The sequence below is a fragment of the Leifsonia naganoensis genome, assembly GCF_013410615.1.
In the GTDB taxonomy this organism is placed as follows: domain Bacteria; phylum Actinomycetota; class Actinomycetes; order Actinomycetales; family Microbacteriaceae; genus Leifsonia; species Leifsonia aquatica.
In genome coordinates this window covers 2,612,318-2,626,443 of record NZ_JACCHJ010000001.1, presented here as the reverse complement: position 1 = coordinate 2,626,443, position 14,126 = coordinate 2,612,318, and the positions used below count along the sequence as shown (strand labels likewise).

The following is a 14,126-nucleotide window of genomic DNA, read 5'->3' as shown; positions in this document are numbered from 1 at the left end:
AAACGTGGCGTCCGGCACCGTCGCCCTATGCTTTCGCACGTGAGCTCGTCGCCCCTCCCCGCCTTCGTCGCGGGACACGCCATACGCACCACGAACGCCGCCGAGGCCACCGACCAGGGGCTGATCCCCGGGGTGTGGCAGCGGACCGGCGCCGACACCGGCCTGCTCGGCCTCGCCGCCCGCCGCGGCGATGCCCTGTACGCCGTGCTGTTCGACTACGAGTCCGACCAGGATGGCGCCTACACGCAGATCGTCGGCGTCGGCATCGACGACCCCGCCGACGCGCCCGCGGGTCTCGCAATCGTGCGCCTCGGCGACGAGCCGCGCGTCGCCGTCGAGGCCGTCGGCGAGATGCCGCACGCGCTCATCGCCGCGTGGGGATCCGTCTGGGAGCAGAGCGCGAACGGAACGCTCGAGCGCGCCTTCACCGTCGACGTCGAGGTGCACCACGCCGACGGCACGGCGACGCTGCTGATCGCCTGACCCATCCACTCGTCACGACCCATCCACTTGTCACGACACGCCGCCGGAGGGACCTGACGGACGGCGTGTCGTGACGACTGGATGCGGGCTAGAGCATCGTCTCCTGCGGGACGTGGCCCGGGGTGTACGACTCGATGCTCCACGTTCCGGGCGAGAAGTCGGCGGAGAGGAACTCGCTGATGACGCCCGTCCCGCCGATGTAGAAGCCGTCGTCGCGGATGCGCTCCCATGCCGAGGAGGCCTCGTCGAGCGACGCGTACACGCCGTACGAGATCTGCATCTCGCCGACGTACTGCCAGAGCACGTGGACGCCGTGTGCGCGCATGCTCGACCCCTTCTGCTCCCTCATGACGGATGGATTGGGCACGCCGAGATGACCTTCGGCGGGTGGAAACCCGAGCGCGATGGTCTGCGCGATCGTGACGTGCTCCCGAGCGGGGTCTGGGCCCGGATGTGACGGTAGCGTACGCCACGCGCTCGCCCAGTGGAAGAGCGGCAGGGGGCCCCGTTCGGGGAGCGGTCGGTCAGTGGCCGGCGGCGAGCGCCCCCAGGTCCAGCTCGGCGAGCCGGCGCGGGTCGGCGAGGACGTCGAGGCCGACGATCCGCTCGTCCGCGCCGAGGTCGAAGGCCATCAGCGAGACGACGTGGCCGTGCAGCACGGCCGCGACGCCGGGGCGCCCGCCGATCAGCACGGGGAGGGAGTGCGACGCCAGGTGCGCCGCGGTCCGTGCCGAGTCCGCGATCTCCGCCGCACCGGCGAGCTGCACCCTCGACGAGCCGTAGTCCGCGTCGAGGACCGCGTGCTCGTCCAGAAGGGCGAGCAGGCCGGCGAGGTCGCCCTCCTGCACCGCGCGCAGCCAGGCGTCCACGACGGCGCGGCCGCGGCGGCCGTCCGCACGGGGCTCCTGTTCGGAGGCACGCACGCGCCGTCGCGCCCGCGACACCAGCTGCCGGGTGGCGGCCGGCGAGCGGTCGACGAGCGGGGCGATCTCGTCGAACGGCTGCCCGAACACGTCGTGCAGCAGGAATGCCAACCGTTCCGTCGGCGAGAGGAGGTCGAGCACCGTCAGCAGGGCGACCGCGACACGCTCGTTGCCTGCGGCGATCGCGGCGGGGTCCGCGTCGGAATCCGTCGAGACGCTCTCCCACGCCTCGACGTTCCACCGGTCGGCCTTCACGACGCGGGCGGAGCGGAGCACGTCGAGGCTCAGCCGCGAGACGACGGTGGTCAGCCAGGCGTCGAGGTTCTGGATGCTGTCCGCGTCGGCGAGGGCGAGCTTCAGCCAGGCGTCCTGCAGCACATCCTCGGCCTCCGCCGTCGAGCCCAGCAGCCGGGTCGCCACAGCCCGCAGGCGCGGGCGGCGCTGCTCGAAGGCCTCGGCCAGGGCATCCTCATCGATCGGCATCGTCACATTCTCCTTCGTTCGTCCGTTCGGAGAGAAGACGGGGAATCCTGCCCCGATGTGACGAAGGAGTGACCAATGGCCAACACCATCCTCGTGACCGGGGGCACCGGCACCCTCGGCCGGCACGCCGTCCCGCTGCTCGCAGCCGGCGACCGGCGCATCCGCGTCCTGAGCCGCCACGGGCGTCCGGAGGCGGATCCCGCCGAACGGGCGGGCGCGTCGGACGATGGCATCCAGTACCTCATCGGCGACACCGTGGCGGGAACCGGCCTGGCCGAGGCGATGGCCGGCGCGGACGTCGTGCTGCACCTGGCCGGCGGTCCGAAAGGCGACGACGAGGGAACGCGGCACGTCGCGGAGGCCGCCCGCGCCGCGGGCGTCGGGCACGTCGTCCTCATCTCGGTGATCGGCGCCGACCGCATGCCGATCGGCTACTTCCGCCGCAAGGCCGCGTCGGAGCGCATCCTCGCCGCGTCGGGAGTGCCGTGGACCGTGCTGCGCGCCGCCCAGTTCCACAGCTTCGCGCGGTCGATGGCCGGAGGGATGGCGCGGCTGCCGATCGTGCCGGTCATGCGGGACGTCCGCCTCGAGCCCGTCGCCGTCGCGGACGTCGCGCAGCGGCTCGCCGAGCTGGCCCTGCAGCCTCCCCAGGGCCGTGTCGCCGATCTCGCCGGGCCGGAGGTGCGCACGCTGGAGGACCTCATCGACACGCTGCCCGTGCGGAGGCATCCGCATCTGCGGTTCGGCCTCCCGGGCGCACTGGGGCGCGCCTACCGGAGCGGCGCGAACCTCGCGGCGCCGGGCGCCGACCGCGGGACGGGCACATGGGAGGAGTATCTCGGAGCCGTGAGGTCCTGACCGTCACGCGACCGCCGTCAGGCGAACGCCGTCGGCGAGACGACGTGCGCGACGCGCTCGACGACGAGGAACGCACCGATGGCGATCATGGCGAAACCGGACACCCGGGAGACGACGCGCGCCGCGACCGGCCGGGCCGACAGCACCCGCTTCGCGGCGAAGCCGACCGCGAAGTAGACGATCGCGCAGTTCACGACGTGCACCGCACCGAGCACGACTATCTGCAGTCCCACCGGCCACGGATCAGCGACGGACGTGAACTGCGGGAGCACGGCGAGGGTCAGGAGGAGCAGCTTCGGGTTGAGACCGCTGACCGCGAAGCCGCGCGCCAGCCAGCTCCGGGCGGTGCCGTCGTCGACGCCGTCGGCCGCTCGCGGCGCCGACGACCGCCGCAGAACGCCCCAGCCGAGCCACAGCAGGTAGGCGGCTCCGACCAGCGTCAGGCCGGTGAGGGCCATCGGGAACCGGGCGATCACCGCCCCGACTCCGGCGGCGACGATGGCGATCACGACGATGTGGCCGAGGAGGAGGCCGGTGACGGCGGCCACGACGCGGCGCTTCAGGCCGCCCGAGATCGCGTACGCCCAGTCCGCCCCGGGCGTGAGGATGAACAGGAGCGAGATGCCCCCGAAGGCCACGATCGCCGATCCCGGCATGCTCTCCCCTTTCCCGAACCACGGTGTCGAGGGAAGATTAGGATGGATGCCGCGCAAGGTGGTCCCGTAGATCCCCCTCAAGCCGACCTGCTGTGGAAGGAAAATAGTGATCGACGCGATCGACTGGAAGATTCTTGCCGAACTGCAGCAGGATGGGCGGCTCAGCATCACCGAACTCGCCGAACGGGTCAACCTCAGCACCTCCCCGGCGCACCGGCGGCTGCGCACGCTCGAGGCCGACGGAGTGATCTCCGGCTACCACGCCGACGTCGACCTGCAGCTGCTCGGCTTCGGTTTCGAGACCCTCCTCTTCGCCACGATGCGCGTCACGGACAAGGCGACGATCGAGGCGTTCGAGGTCGCGGTCGCGGGCGTGCCAGAGGTGCTGCAGGCGCAGCGCCTGTTCGGCGACCCCGACTATCTGCTGCGCGTCGTCTGCCGCGACCTCACCGCGTTCCAGGAGCTCTACGACGAGACCCTCTCCAACCTCCCGGGGGTCGGCCGGCTCGAGACGACCCTCGTCATGAAGAACGTGGTCTCCGGCCGCTCGATGCCGCTGCGGCCCTGACCGTCCCGCCACCCCGAAGATCCCCTCGCGCACGCGGCCGTGGGAGTCGTAGAGTTCCGCCATGGCAGCGACCCCTCTGCCGTCGTCCGGCGCTTCACCGCTCGACGGCCCCACGACCTGCGACGCGAGTGGCATGGCCGAGATCCACCGGATGTTCCGCCGCTCCTTCGCAGAGGCGACCGGCCTCGTCGACGGCGTGGCCGACGGCGACAGCGCGCACGCGCAGGTCGTCGCCGCCCAGCTCTCCCTCGTCTCGACGTCCCTGCACGCCCACCACGAAGGCGAGGACGCCCGCCTGTGGCCGGCCATCGACGAGCGCGCGCCGTCGTGCGCCGCGCACGTCGAGCGGATGCGACGCCAGCATGCCGCGATGCTCGTGCAACTGACGGCCCTCGACGGCGCGCTCCCCGCCTGGCGGGCGACGCCCTCGGCGGCGACCGCGAAACCCGTCCGCACGGCACTCCGCGGGATCACCGATGCGCTGGCCGAGCACCTCCCAGACGAGGAGGCCACGATCGTGCCGGTCATGGAGCACGTGCTCACCCCGCGCGAGGTGGAGTGGTTCGCCAAGCACGGCCGCGCGAGCACCCCGAGAGGCCAGACGTGGAACATGCTCGGCGCCATCCTCGCCGCGCAGCCGGACGGCGGCGGCGAGTGGGAGAAGAAGAACCTCCCGGCCCCCGTGCGCTTGTTCTGGCGACGGGTCGGCGCGCCGAAGTACGCACGGTACCGGGCCGCGCTCGAAGGTCGCGCGACGCCGTGACGGTCAGCGCGCGGCGAGGTCTTCCCGGAGGGCGTTGAAGATCGTCCAGACGGAGCTGCGCTTGTGCGCGGTGTTCGCCTCGCTCATCGGGATGATGAGCTCGAGGCCGTCGCGGTAGAGCGCGCGCACCGTGAACCGGCCGGGCCACTCCGTCGTGTCGTCCACGCCGAGGGAGGGGGCGCCGCCGGAGATCTCCAGTCGTTCGAGGTCGCCGCGACGGTGGATGCGCGTCGTGACGTCGGTGCTCCCGCTCGTCAGGGAGTGCACCGCATCGATCGTCGTCACTGTGCCGCTGGTGAAGGCGCCGACGCGCACGCGCACCATCTCGGGCGTGACCTGCCTGCTGGCACCGAGGTAGTTCAGCTCGCTCTCGCCGACCGCGAGCGCCACGCCTGTCACGATCGAGCCGAGGAAGGTCGACGGCGTCCCTTCGAGGGCCGACGCGCCGATCTCCTCGAGGATCATCTTGCGGATCGAGTCCCGCGAGCTCTGCATCATCCGTCCCTCCCCGCCGGCTCGGGCGCCGGCTCCCCCACGAGTATGCGCCCGCTCGGCGCTCGCGACCAGCGGTCCGGCGGATCTCAGCCGCGCGGCGTGTGCGACAACAGCTGTTCGAGGAGCACCGGAGCCGCGTCGCCGTCGACCGCCGTGACGATGTCGATGTTCGCCGGGCCGCTGGCGAGCGCCGTCGTGCGGCCGCGGGTGGCCTCTCGCGACGTGTCCACGGCGAGGGCGGTGGAGCGCACCTCGCTCGGGATGCTGTCGCCGGTCACGATCATCGACGCGAGCGGATCGTGCAGGGCCGCGCGCCGTTCCGTCATGACCGTCTCGTAGAAGTCGAGGTACCGGTCGAGCATCGCCCCGAGTGCGGAGTGGTAGTCGGTGCCCGCCTCGGCGAGGGCCCGCTGGGCCTCCGCGTCGAATCCGTGCTGCAGCGTGACGTCCAACGGCACGAGGGTCACGCGCCAGTCCGCGGCGAACACGGCCTCCGCCGCCTCCGGGTCGTTGTGGATGTTCGCCTCGGCGCCCGGCGTGATGTTGCCCGGCACCCACACGGCTCCGCCCATGACGGTGAGGCTCTTGACGAGTCGCGGCAGCTCGGGTTCCAGCTCCAGCGCCTTCGCCAGGTTGGTGAGCGGCCCGATGGCGAGCACATCCACGTCGCCGGGCCGCTCGCGCACCGACGCGATCAGCAACTCCGGCCCGGTGAGGTCGCTGACCTGCTGTGCGGGCTCCGGGAGGGTGACGTCGCCGATCCCGTTGCCGCCGTGTACGTGCGGCGCTCCTCCGTGGAACTCCCCCGCGAGCGGGTGGTGCTCGCCGACGGCGACGGGGATGCGCTCCGCACCCGCCAGCGAGAGGAGCCCGAGCGTGTTGACCGCCGCCTGCGCCGCCGTCGTGTTGCCGCTCACCGTGCTCACGCCGACGAGCCGCACGTGCGGTCGCGCGAGGAGGTGGGCGATCGTGAGGGCGTCATCGATGCCGGTATCGCAATCGAGGTGGACGAACTGGGGTGCGGGCATGGAGGACACCCTATCCGGGCTGTCGCCACCCGCGGGCGACGGCCGTGGCGTCGCGGCTCACGCCGGCGCCGATGAGCATGCCGGTGGCGATCGCGATGAGCGAGCCGAAGGTCTGCAGGATCAGGTTGGTCGCCCCGGCGGCGCCCGCGGCGGCCTCGCTCAGACCGATGAAGCCCATCGCGCCCGGGACGAGCAGCCAGTAGGCGCAGGTCAGCATGATGGCGACCGGCGGGGCGGCCGGGATGCGCGCGGCCAGGTAGACGGCGGGGACGACGATGGCCGCGCCGACGAGGCCGGACAGCTCCGGCCCGAGCAGCAGGTTGCCGAGCAGCTGCGCGGAGTAGGCGACGACGAGCGCGTACAGGATCCACACCAGCGAGCGCCGGGGCGCCGCCGAGAAGAAGTAGTAGCCGACGCTGACCAGGAGGATCCCGACCCACGGCGCCCACCCGCCGAGCTGGTGGGCGTGCACATCCACCTGGGCCGGGTGGCCGGTGACGACGATCGCGGCGAAGACCCCGAAGGCGAGCAGCGCGAGCCGCGCGATCCCGTAGACCAGGCGGCTGGCCCCGGCCATCACCTGCCCGCTGGTCAGCTCGACCGCCGCGATGGTCAGGGTGAGACCCGGGAGGAAGCTGACCAGCGCGGGCGCGACGAGCCGGAGCACGTCGTCGTGGATGAACGCGTCCGCCGCGTACGAGGTGACGAGGGTGACGACGAAGGCCGTGAACACCGGCAGGATGAGTGACAGCGTCGGCATCCGCGTCCCGAACGTCACGATCGTGCCGACGATCGCGCCCAGGACGGCATAGACCGGCAGCGCCGCGACCGTCGGGTTGAGCACCAGCCCGAAACCGAGGGTGAGGAGCAGGTGGCCCACGATCGTCAGAGTGACGCCGAACCGCGGTGGCCGGTCCTCGATGCTGTGGATCTCGGCCACCACGGCGTTCGGGTCGTCGCGGTGGGCAACTGCGTGCCGAACGACGTGGTCCACCGCGCCCGCCTGGTCCAGCCGCAGCTGCCGCTGGTCGGCGGGGTAGATGGCGGTGTGCGATGGCACGACGCCCGGGTCCTCGACGAGCACGAGAGTGGGGAGGACGAAGACGCGCAGGTCGGGGCGCTCGTACGCGGCGGCCACCCGCTCGAGCGTTTCCTGCACGTCGCTCGTCGCCTGCGACGACGAGAGCAGGGCGGGGCCCAGCGCGCCGACCATCTCGGGCACCCCGATCTCGGCGGTGATCGGCAGCCGCTCCGGTGGCGGCTTGATGAGCGCCACGAGCGCGCCGCGCATTCGATCCTGGATCCCGGACATCCCACCTCCGACGCGTGGCCACTTGGGGCCAGCGTATGCAGCAGGACCGGCCGCACCGAAGAGGCAGTTTGCGTCCGGCCGCGGTGCTCGTGGCCCGGTCCTCGGCGATGGGCCCGGGATGGTACCGGCGCAGGACGGCGATGGTACGACGGGTCGATTACTTGCATTTCGCGTCCCGCGAGCATGGAGGCATGTCCGAACGCAGCAGGATCATGACCACTGTCCTCGGCTCGTGCCTCGCGCTGGGCCTGGCCGCGACGATGAGCGGATGCGCCGGCGTCGGCAAACAGTTCGCCGATGCCTGGGCGGTGACCTACGAGGTCGTCGTCGAGGGCGAGTCGACGACAGAGCTCCACGATGTCAGCTATCTCGACGCTCCCGGCCGCGGCGAGGACTCCGCGACGTTGCCGGTCGGCACCGTCGCGACGCTCAACGCCGTCGGAACCCCGCAGAAGGCCTCGTGGAGGGTCGAATCCCAGGTCACGGCCGGGCAACCCGCCGAGATCACCGCGTCAGCGCCCGCCGGCACGCGTATATCGTGCCGGATCCTCCTCGATGACGAGAAGGTCATCGCGAGCGAGTCCGAGGAGGCGGGCGGCACGATCACGTGCCGGACCACCACCCCTCCGTTCGAGAAGGGCTGAGAGCAGACCTCAGAGGAACAGCGTCCCCGCCGCCGCGACGACACCCGAGCCGGTGAGGGCGACGCGGTCGCCGTCGACTGTCACCACGATCCGGCTGGGCCGGCCGAGGGAGCGGCCCTGCTCGATCACGACCGGTGCGCCGGCGGCGGCGAGGCCGTCGCGGACGAGGAGCGCCGCCAGCGGCCCGGCCGCGGTGCCCGTCGCCGGGTCCTCGGCGATCCCGACGGTGGGGTTGAAGAAGCGGGCGTACGCGTGCGTCCCCGACGACGGATCGACGGCGGCCGTGTAGAGGTAGCAGCCCTCGGCACCCGCACCGGCCAGGACGGCCTTCAGCGCGGCCTGGTCCGGGACCGCCGCGTCGACCGCCTCCCGGGTCGTCGCCGGGACCAGGAGGTGCTCGGCGCCGGTGTCCCCGACCTCGGGTCGTCGGCCGGCAGCGAGGCCATCGACCGGGAGGCCGAGGGAGGCGGCGAGCGCCTCCCGATCCGCGAACCTGCCGGGGAAGCGCGGCCGCGACTGCTCCATCGTCACCCGCACGATCCCGTCCGCCGACGAGACCCGCACCGGCAGGAGGTCGTCGCCGATCTGCTGGACGAAGGCATCGCGCCCGGGGTCCAGCCGTCCGCTCCCCGCCAGCCAGATCCACGCGCCCATCGCGTTGTGGCCCGCTCCGCCGACCTCCACCCCCGCCGGGGTCAGCGACCGCAACCGCGCGTCGGCCTCCGGCGCGGTGGGGCGGCAGAGGAACGTCGTCTCCGACTGGTTGAACTCGCGGGCGATGGCGCGCAGCTGCTCGTCGCTCAGCGCGTCGGCGTCGGGGACGAGTGGGAGGGGGTTGCCGGCGAGGGCGCGCTCGGCGAAGACGTCGATCCAGACGAAGGGAACATCCATCGCCCCATCCTGCCCGTGGGCACCGCGCAGGTCCATGAACCGTTGCGCCGTACGACGACCATCAGCGCGAGACGCCGTTCCTCCCGGCGCGCTTGGCGCGGTACATCGCGGCGTCGGCCTCCTCGATGGCCTGCTTGGCCGTGCGGCCCGGCCGCAGCTCCACGAACCCGCAGGAGCCGGAGACGCGGACCGGACCGTGTTCGGTCTCGATGGGCTGGTCGATCCGTTCGACGAGCCGATGCGCGAGGCGCACGCTGTCTGCGGCCGAGAGCTGTGCGCTGAAGACCACGAACTCGTCGCCGGCGAGTCGCGCCACGAGATCGGACTCACGGCAGGCCCCGGTCAGGCGCTCGGCGACGACGCGGAGCACATGGTCGCCGGTCTCGTGACCGCGGCTGTCATTGATCTGCTTGAAGCCGTCCAGGTCGATGAAGAAGACGGCGCCGCTCTCGCCGTCCGCCAGGGCGGCCTCGATGCGGGCGACGAGGGCCCGCCGGTTGTGCAGGCCGGTGAGGTAGTCGATCAGCGCGAGTTGAGCGAGCCTCGCCTCGCCGCGGCGATCCAGAGACGTCTCGATCTCCTGTGCCAGCGCCCGCGCCTCCTCGACGACGGCGCCCCACTCCAGCGACGTGCCCTCGACGCTCTGCTTCCATTCGGAGAACGAGCGGCGGGGCGACAGCGGGGTGTCCCGGTTGCTCGCACTCTGGTCGCCGAGCCAGCGGATGACGCGGGTGGCCTCCACGCGGAACAGGACGAGGACGCCATGCGCACCGAGCGGCACCACGAGCAGGCCGGCGAACCCCGCGACGAGTCCGGCCAACTCGGGATGGGTGCGTGCGACCTCGTCCGTCGCGAACGGTTCGGCCCCGATCGCGCTCAGGAGCCGGGAGCGGTCGGCGTGCGGGACGTGCCCGATGCTGCGGCTGACCCCGTCGATGGAGACGATGGCGCCGTCCGCCTCGACGAGCGCGAGCAGGTCCGCGCCCCGGTCGACCAGGGTCAGGAGCGCGTCGGACGAGGAGGGCAGGTCGGCCGTCAGGGCCGTGCGGCGCGCTTGCAGGGAGAGCTCGCGGCGTAGCGTCGCGATCGACTCAAGGCCGGTCAGCTGGAGGGTGGCGTGCGCGGCCAGGACCTCGATCGCCCGGCGGAGCAGCAGCGGCATCCTCTTCTGGGTGCGGTGGGCGCAGGTGATCATGCCGATCAGGCGCCCGTCGTGGATCAGCGAGAACGACACCGTCGAGGCCTGGCCCATGTTCCGCATGAACTGCAGGTGATGCGGCGACACGGCGCGCAGCTCCGCCTGGCTCAGGTCCAGCGGCGGGAGGGCCGGGTCGAGCGCGACCAGGGCCGAGCCCGGGTCCTCGGTGCTGACGATCGCCCGCGAGAGCTTGGTCAGGTAGAGGGCGCGCGCCTGCTCCGGGATGTCGGAGGCGGGGAAGCGCAGCCCCTGGTACGACTCCATGTCGGGCTCAGCGGCCTCCCCCGCCACCTCGCCGTGTCCGTCCTCGAAGAACCGGTACGTCATCACGCGGTCGAAGCCCGTCATCCGCTTCACCTCGGCCGCGACGGCGAGATGGAGCTCGTCCACGGTCCCGATGGCGCCCAGGCGGCGGATCGCGTCGACGACCGTCGAGGCGGGCTGGCTCGACGAGTCGGTGAGGGGTTCGAGCTCGAGCACCAGGAGCGGGCCGGCCGTGTGGGTGACCGCATCGTACGAGACGCCGTCGAGGTCCACCCGCACGGGATCGCCCCGCAGCGACGACGTCGCGGTCCACTCGATCGTGCGGCTCCGCAGGTCCGCGAGGGACCGCCCGAGCCACTCCTCGGCGTTCTCGCTCGCGACGACGATCTCCTGCGAGGAGGGGTCGATCACCATCAGCTTTCCGTGCGACTGGATCCGCCCTGGGGTGCGGATGGGCTCCCGCACGCATTCCCGCAACCTCCGGAGCTCCTCCGACAGAGCCGCATCTTCGACAACCACCCGGCAAGCCTACGTGAGGCCGCCGACGGCGAGGCCGATCCCTCATATCGGCCTCGGTCAATGGGTACGCATCGATGGGGATGCGGGGACGGTGGGGAAGGTCGGTCTCCTCCGGCAGCGAAGACCTTTGGAGGTCTGAATGTTCTTCCACGTGCAGAGCCTGATCAACGACATCGCTCAGGACGAGCCCGATCCTGCTGCGGCCAACGCCTTGCAGGAGGGGCTCGGCGGCCAGTTCGGCGAGATGCGCACCATGATGCAGTACCTGTTCCAAGCCATGAACTTCCGCGGACCGGCGGCGAAGCCGTACCGCGACCTGATCCAGGGGATCGGGACCGAGGAGATCAGCCACGTCGAGCTGATCGGCACCACGATCTCCCGCCTCCTGGACGGCTCCCCGCGCTACCAGGGCAAGCTCACCGACCCGCTCGACAAGCCGGGCGCCGGAGGCGCGACCCCGCTGAACATCGCGCTCTCGGAGAGCAACATCCACCACTACCTCGTCGGCGCCCAGGGCGCGCTGCCGGTGGACGCGGTCGGCAACCCGTGGTCGGGCAGCTACGTCTACAACTCCGGCAACCTGGTGCTCGACCTGCTCTACAACCTCATGCTCGAGTCCACCGGGCGGCTGCAGAAGTGCCGCATCTACGAGATGACGGACAACAAGACCGCCCGCTCGACCATCGCCTACCTGATCGTGCGCGACCAGGCCCACGAGAACGGCTATGCCAAGGCCCTGGAGACGCTCGGCGTCGACTGGGCGAAGCTACTGCCGATCCCGAAGACCAACGCGGAGCGGTTCCCCGAGGTGAAGAAGCTCACCGATCTGGGGCTGCAGAGCAAGCAGTACACGTTCGACCTCGCCGGCCAGTCGGAGGCGGGCAAGATCTTCCGCGGCCTCTCCCCGTCGAAGGACGGCACCGACCTCGAGTCGACCGAGCAGGCCCCGGTCGGCGTCCCCTCCGTCATCGCGGAGGAGCGGCTCGAGGAGTTCGCGCCCGGCCTCGACCCGGAGCTGCTGAAGCTCATCCAGGCGACCGCCGACCTCGAGCTCGCCGAGGTGGACGCGCTCTTCGGTCCCGTCCAGTGACCCGGGCGGCCGCCTGCTGACCCGGCGCGCCGCACCTCCCGAACTCCTCGAACCACCCGAACCTCCCGCGGCCGAGCCCGGCACGCCGGGACCATCAGCGACACCACGAAGGAAGAGCCATGACAGACACGTATCCCGGAGCGGCGCCCACCGCCCTCCCCCACGACGACGAGCCCGGCCGATCGACCCCCGAGGTCGCGCGCGACGAGGCCATGGCCGTGAAGGACGAAGCCGTCGAGGGCGGCCAGCGCGTGATGGAGACGGCGAAGGAGGGCGCGGGCGACGTCGTCGACGAGGCGAAGTCGCAGGCGACCGACCTGCTGCGCCAGACCCAGGACGAGCTGCGCGAGCAGGCCGGGGTGCAGCAGCAGCGCGTCGCGGACGGGCTCAAGGCCATCGGCGACCAGCTCGACGAGATGGCCGGCGCCGCCTCGGACGGCCTCGCGGCCGACCTGGTGGCCCGCGTGGCCGTCCGCACGCAGGGGGCCGCCGCCTACCTCGACGCCCGCGACCCCGGCACGTTGCTCTCCGACCTGAAGCGGTACGCCGCCCGCCGGCCGGGGGCGTTCATCGCGATGGCCGTCGCGGCCGGTGCGGTGGCGGGCCGTCTGACCCGCTCGCTCGCCGCGGAGCACTCCGACGCGCAGGCGGAGAGCGCGCACGCGGAGGGCGGACCGTCCGCACACTCCGAGCGCCCCGACACGCTGGAGCCGGTCCCGGCTCCCGAGCAGCGCACCCCGGGCGTGCAGCACGCCTCCTTCGGCGCCGCCGACGCCGACCCGGTCGCCACTCCGCTCTATGCCGAGCTCCTCACGGAGACCGGCGCGGAGTCGTCGCACGCCGGCGAGGGCATCGACCCGGACCTCTCCCGATGACCGACACCTCCACGCCGTCGGAGGAGAAGGCGGCGAACACGTCACTGGGCGACCTGCTCGGCGAAGTCACGCGCGACATGTCGACGCTGCTGCGCCAGGAGCTCGAGCTCGCGAAGGCGGAGCTGCGGCAGTCGGCCGGTCGCGCCGGCAAGGGCGCCGGGTTGCTCGGAGGCGCGGGCTATGCCGCGCTGATGGCGATCCTGTTCCTCTCGATCGCGGCCTGGTGGGCGCTCGGCTATCTGGTCGGCAACGGCTGGTCCGGGCTCATCGTCGCCGGCATCTGGCTGATCGTCGCGGGCGTGCTGTTCCTCACGGGACGGTCCGCGATGAAGTCCGTGCGCGGTGCGCCGCAGACGGTCGACACCCTCAAAGAGATCCCCGAAACACTCAAACGAAATGAAGAGAACCGATGACGAACGACCCGGATGAGATCCGCTCCACCATCGAGGAGACCCGGCGCGAGCTCGGCTCGAACGTCGATGCCCTCGCCGACAAGGTGAGCCCCTCCAAGATCGCCGAACGGCAGGCCGACAAGGTCAAGGGCGCGTTCCGCTCCGCCCGCGAGCACGTGATGGGATCGGTCGACGACGCGCAGGACGCGGTGTCCGGCGCGGCCGGGAAGGCCGGGTCGGCGGTGAAAGGCAACCCGCTCGCGGTGGGCCTGATCGCCGTGGGCGTCGGCTGGCTGGCGGCCTCCCTCTTCCCGGCGACCGACACCGAGAAGCACCTGGCCTCGTCCGTGAAGGATGCCGCCCAGCCGCTGCTCGACGACCTGGCCTCCACGGCCAAGGGCGTCGCCGGCGACCTGAAGGAGCCGGCGCAGGACGCGTTCGCCGCGGTCAAGGAGACCGCGACCGACGCCGTGCAGGCGGTCGGCGCCGAGGCGACGGATGCCGCCGACGGAGTCCGCGAGCAGGCGCAGTCGAGCATGCAGGCCGTGCAGCAGCAGTCCTAGCGGGCGACGGGACGCCCCGGCACCGCACAGCGGGCCGGGGCGTTCGTCATGTCATAGCCGACCCACAGCGGTTCTCCAGCCCGCGTAAGAATCCCTCAAGAATCGATCGCGATCGTTGATT

Annotated in this window: 17 protein-coding genes; 9 read left to right on the top strand and 8 right to left on the bottom strand. The window is 71.8% G+C overall.

Features of this window, described 5'->3' with window-relative positions:
• The first annotated feature begins 39 nt into the window (after positions 1-39).
• Entirely contained in the window at positions 40-483 is a 444-nt protein-coding gene (locus HNR14_RS12730) for an effector binding domain-containing protein (RefSeq protein ID WP_179701360.1), read from the top strand.
• An 88-nt stretch (positions 484-571) separates the two neighbouring features.
• Here HNR14_RS12730 and HNR14_RS12725 read toward each other — a convergent pair whose 3' ends face one another.
• Together HNR14_RS12725 and HNR14_RS12720 are read right to left on the bottom strand one after the other, a co-directional pair.
• A complete protein-coding gene (locus HNR14_RS12725) occupies positions 572-808 on the bottom strand; it encodes a hypothetical protein (protein WP_179701359.1) in 237 nt (78 codons plus the stop codon).
• Positions 809-1,007: 199 nt separating this feature from the next.
• Positions 1,008-1,889 (bottom strand): sigma-70 family RNA polymerase sigma factor, encoded by an 882-nt coding sequence (locus HNR14_RS12720; RefSeq protein WP_179701358.1) that lies wholly within the window; start codon positions 1,887-1,889, stop codon positions 1,008-1,010.
• A gap of 75 nt (positions 1,890-1,964) precedes the next feature.
• Here HNR14_RS12720 and HNR14_RS12715 point away from each other — a divergent pair, with 75 nt between their 5' ends.
• On the top strand, positions 1,965-2,747 hold the full coding sequence (locus HNR14_RS12715; RefSeq protein ID WP_179701357.1) for an SDR family oxidoreductase: 783 nt from the start codon (positions 1,965-1,967) through the stop codon (positions 2,745-2,747).
• 17 nt (positions 2,748-2,764) lie between these two features.
• Here HNR14_RS12715 and HNR14_RS12710 read toward each other — a convergent pair whose 3' ends face one another.
• The gene (locus HNR14_RS12710) at positions 2,765-3,403 is read right to left on the bottom strand and encodes a LysE family translocator (RefSeq protein WP_179701356.1); all 639 of its coding nucleotides are present in this window, start codon (positions 3,401-3,403) and stop codon (positions 2,765-2,767) included.
• 106 nt (positions 3,404-3,509) lie between these two features.
• Here HNR14_RS12710 and HNR14_RS12705 point away from each other — a divergent pair, with 106 nt between their 5' ends.
• Both HNR14_RS12705 and HNR14_RS12700 read left to right on the top strand, forming a co-directional pair.
• On the top strand, positions 3,510-3,971 hold the full coding sequence (locus tag HNR14_RS12705; protein ID WP_425485031.1) for an Lrp/AsnC family transcriptional regulator: 462 nt from the start codon (positions 3,510-3,512) through the stop codon (positions 3,969-3,971).
• A gap of 61 nt (positions 3,972-4,032) precedes the next feature.
• Complete coding sequence (locus tag HNR14_RS12700; protein WP_179701355.1) at positions 4,033-4,734, top strand: hemerythrin domain-containing protein; 702 nt, start codon at positions 4,033-4,035, stop codon at positions 4,732-4,734.
• A 3-nt stretch (positions 4,735-4,737) separates the two neighbouring features.
• Here the strand turns inward: HNR14_RS12700 and HNR14_RS12695 are convergent, their stop codons facing one another.
• The 3 genes from HNR14_RS12695 to HNR14_RS12685 all read right to left on the bottom strand — a co-directional run bounded on the left by HNR14_RS12695 (position 4,738) and on the right by HNR14_RS12685 (position 7,569).
• Positions 4,738-5,232 (bottom strand): hypothetical protein, encoded by a 495-nt coding sequence (locus HNR14_RS12695; protein WP_179701354.1) that lies wholly within the window; start codon positions 5,230-5,232, stop codon positions 4,738-4,740.
• Positions 5,233-5,315: 83 nt separating this feature from the next.
• On the bottom strand, positions 5,316-6,257 hold the full coding sequence (locus tag HNR14_RS12690; protein WP_179701353.1) for a nucleoside hydrolase: 942 nt from the start codon (positions 6,255-6,257) through the stop codon (positions 5,316-5,318).
• Positions 6,258-6,267: 10 nt separating this feature from the next.
• On the bottom strand, positions 6,268-7,569 hold the full coding sequence (locus HNR14_RS12685) for a threonine/serine exporter family protein (RefSeq protein ID WP_179701352.1): 1,302 nt from the start codon (positions 7,567-7,569) through the stop codon (positions 6,268-6,270).
• A gap of 191 nt (positions 7,570-7,760) precedes the next feature.
• On the opposite strand from HNR14_RS12685, the gene HNR14_RS12680 reads away from it, so the two are divergent.
• Positions 7,761-8,213, top strand: coding sequence for a hypothetical protein (locus HNR14_RS12680; protein WP_179701351.1), 453 nt, complete (start codon positions 7,761-7,763; stop codon positions 8,211-8,213).
• 9 nt (positions 8,214-8,222) lie between these two features.
• Here HNR14_RS12680 and HNR14_RS12675 read toward each other — a convergent pair whose 3' ends face one another.
• Both HNR14_RS12675 and HNR14_RS12670 read right to left on the bottom strand, forming a co-directional pair.
• Positions 8,223-9,104, bottom strand: a complete 882-nt coding sequence (locus tag HNR14_RS12675; RefSeq protein WP_179701350.1) for a PhzF family phenazine biosynthesis protein — start codon at positions 9,102-9,104, stop codon at positions 8,223-8,225.
• Positions 9,105-9,165: 61 nt separating this feature from the next.
• Positions 9,166-11,085 (bottom strand): sensor domain-containing diguanylate cyclase, encoded by a 1,920-nt coding sequence (locus tag HNR14_RS12670; RefSeq protein ID WP_343064481.1) that lies wholly within the window; start codon positions 11,083-11,085, stop codon positions 9,166-9,168.
• 139 nt (positions 11,086-11,224) lie between these two features.
• Between HNR14_RS12670 and HNR14_RS12665 the strand changes: the two genes are divergently transcribed.
• The 4 genes from HNR14_RS12665 to HNR14_RS12650 all read left to right on the top strand — a co-directional run bounded on the left by HNR14_RS12665 (position 11,225) and on the right by HNR14_RS12650 (position 14,005).
• Entirely contained in the window at positions 11,225-12,175 is a 951-nt protein-coding gene (locus tag HNR14_RS12665) for a manganese catalase family protein (RefSeq protein ID WP_179701349.1), read from the top strand.
• A 119-nt stretch (positions 12,176-12,294) separates the two neighbouring features.
• Positions 12,295-13,050 carry a hypothetical protein gene (locus HNR14_RS12660; RefSeq protein WP_179701348.1) on the top strand — a complete coding sequence of 252 codons (756 nt, stop codon included), beginning with the start codon at positions 12,295-12,297 and terminating at the stop codon, positions 13,048-13,050.
• Positions 13,047-13,463 carry a phage holin family protein gene (locus HNR14_RS12655; protein ID WP_179701347.1) on the top strand — a complete coding sequence of 139 codons (417 nt, stop codon included), beginning with the start codon at positions 13,047-13,049 and terminating at the stop codon, positions 13,461-13,463. Before HNR14_RS12660 ends, HNR14_RS12655 begins: the two co-directional genes overlap by 4 nt.
• Positions 13,460-14,005 carry a DUF3618 domain-containing protein gene (locus HNR14_RS12650; RefSeq protein WP_179701346.1) on the top strand — a complete coding sequence of 182 codons (546 nt, stop codon included), beginning with the start codon at positions 13,460-13,462 and terminating at the stop codon, positions 14,003-14,005. The genes HNR14_RS12655 and HNR14_RS12650 overlap by 4 nt, the downstream gene beginning before the upstream one ends.
• Positions 14,006-14,126: the final 121 nt, after the last annotated feature.

What these genes read in the sequence shown, in the direction of transcription:
- HNR14_RS12660 (WP_179701348.1), top strand. Translation starts at nt 12,295, where the DNA reads ATGACAGACACGTATCCCGGAGCGGCGCCCACCGCCCTCCCCCACGAC.
- HNR14_RS12715 (WP_179701357.1), top strand. Translation starts at nt 1,965, where the DNA reads ATGGCCAACACCATCCTCGTGACCGGGGGCACCGGCACCCTCGGCCGG.
- HNR14_RS12665 (WP_179701349.1), top strand. Translation starts at nt 11,225, where the DNA reads ATGTTCTTCCACGTGCAGAGCCTGATCAACGACATCGCTCAGGACGAG.
- HNR14_RS12675 (WP_179701350.1), bottom strand. Translation starts at nt 9,104, where the DNA reads ATGGATGTTCCCTTCGTCTGGATCGACGTCTTCGCCGAGCGCGCCCTC.
- HNR14_RS12655 (WP_179701347.1), top strand. Translation starts at nt 13,047, where the DNA reads ATGACCGACACCTCCACGCCGTCGGAGGAGAAGGCGGCGAACACGTCA.
- HNR14_RS12720 (WP_179701358.1), bottom strand. Translation starts at nt 1,889, where the DNA reads ATGCCGATCGATGAGGATGCCCTGGCCGAGGCCTTCGAGCAGCGCCGC.
- HNR14_RS12650 (WP_179701346.1), top strand. Translation starts at nt 13,460, where the DNA reads ATGACGAACGACCCGGATGAGATCCGCTCCACCATCGAGGAGACCCGG.
- HNR14_RS12700 (WP_179701355.1), top strand. Translation starts at nt 4,033, where the DNA reads ATGGCAGCGACCCCTCTGCCGTCGTCCGGCGCTTCACCGCTCGACGGC.
- HNR14_RS12690 (WP_179701353.1), bottom strand. Translation starts at nt 6,257, where the DNA reads ATGCCCGCACCCCAGTTCGTCCACCTCGATTGCGATACCGGCATCGAT.
- HNR14_RS12710 (WP_179701356.1), bottom strand. Translation starts at nt 3,403, where the DNA reads ATGCCGGGATCGGCGATCGTGGCCTTCGGGGGCATCTCGCTCCTGTTC.
- HNR14_RS12725 (WP_179701359.1), bottom strand. Translation starts at nt 808, where the DNA reads ATGCGCGCACACGGCGTCCACGTGCTCTGGCAGTACGTCGGCGAGATG.
- HNR14_RS12680 (WP_179701351.1), top strand. Translation starts at nt 7,761, where the DNA reads ATGTCCGAACGCAGCAGGATCATGACCACTGTCCTCGGCTCGTGCCTC.
- HNR14_RS12695 (WP_179701354.1), bottom strand. Translation starts at nt 5,232, where the DNA reads ATGATGCAGAGCTCGCGGGACTCGATCCGCAAGATGATCCTCGAGGAG.
- HNR14_RS12685 (WP_179701352.1), bottom strand. Translation starts at nt 7,569, where the DNA reads ATGTCCGGGATCCAGGATCGAATGCGCGGCGCGCTCGTGGCGCTCATC.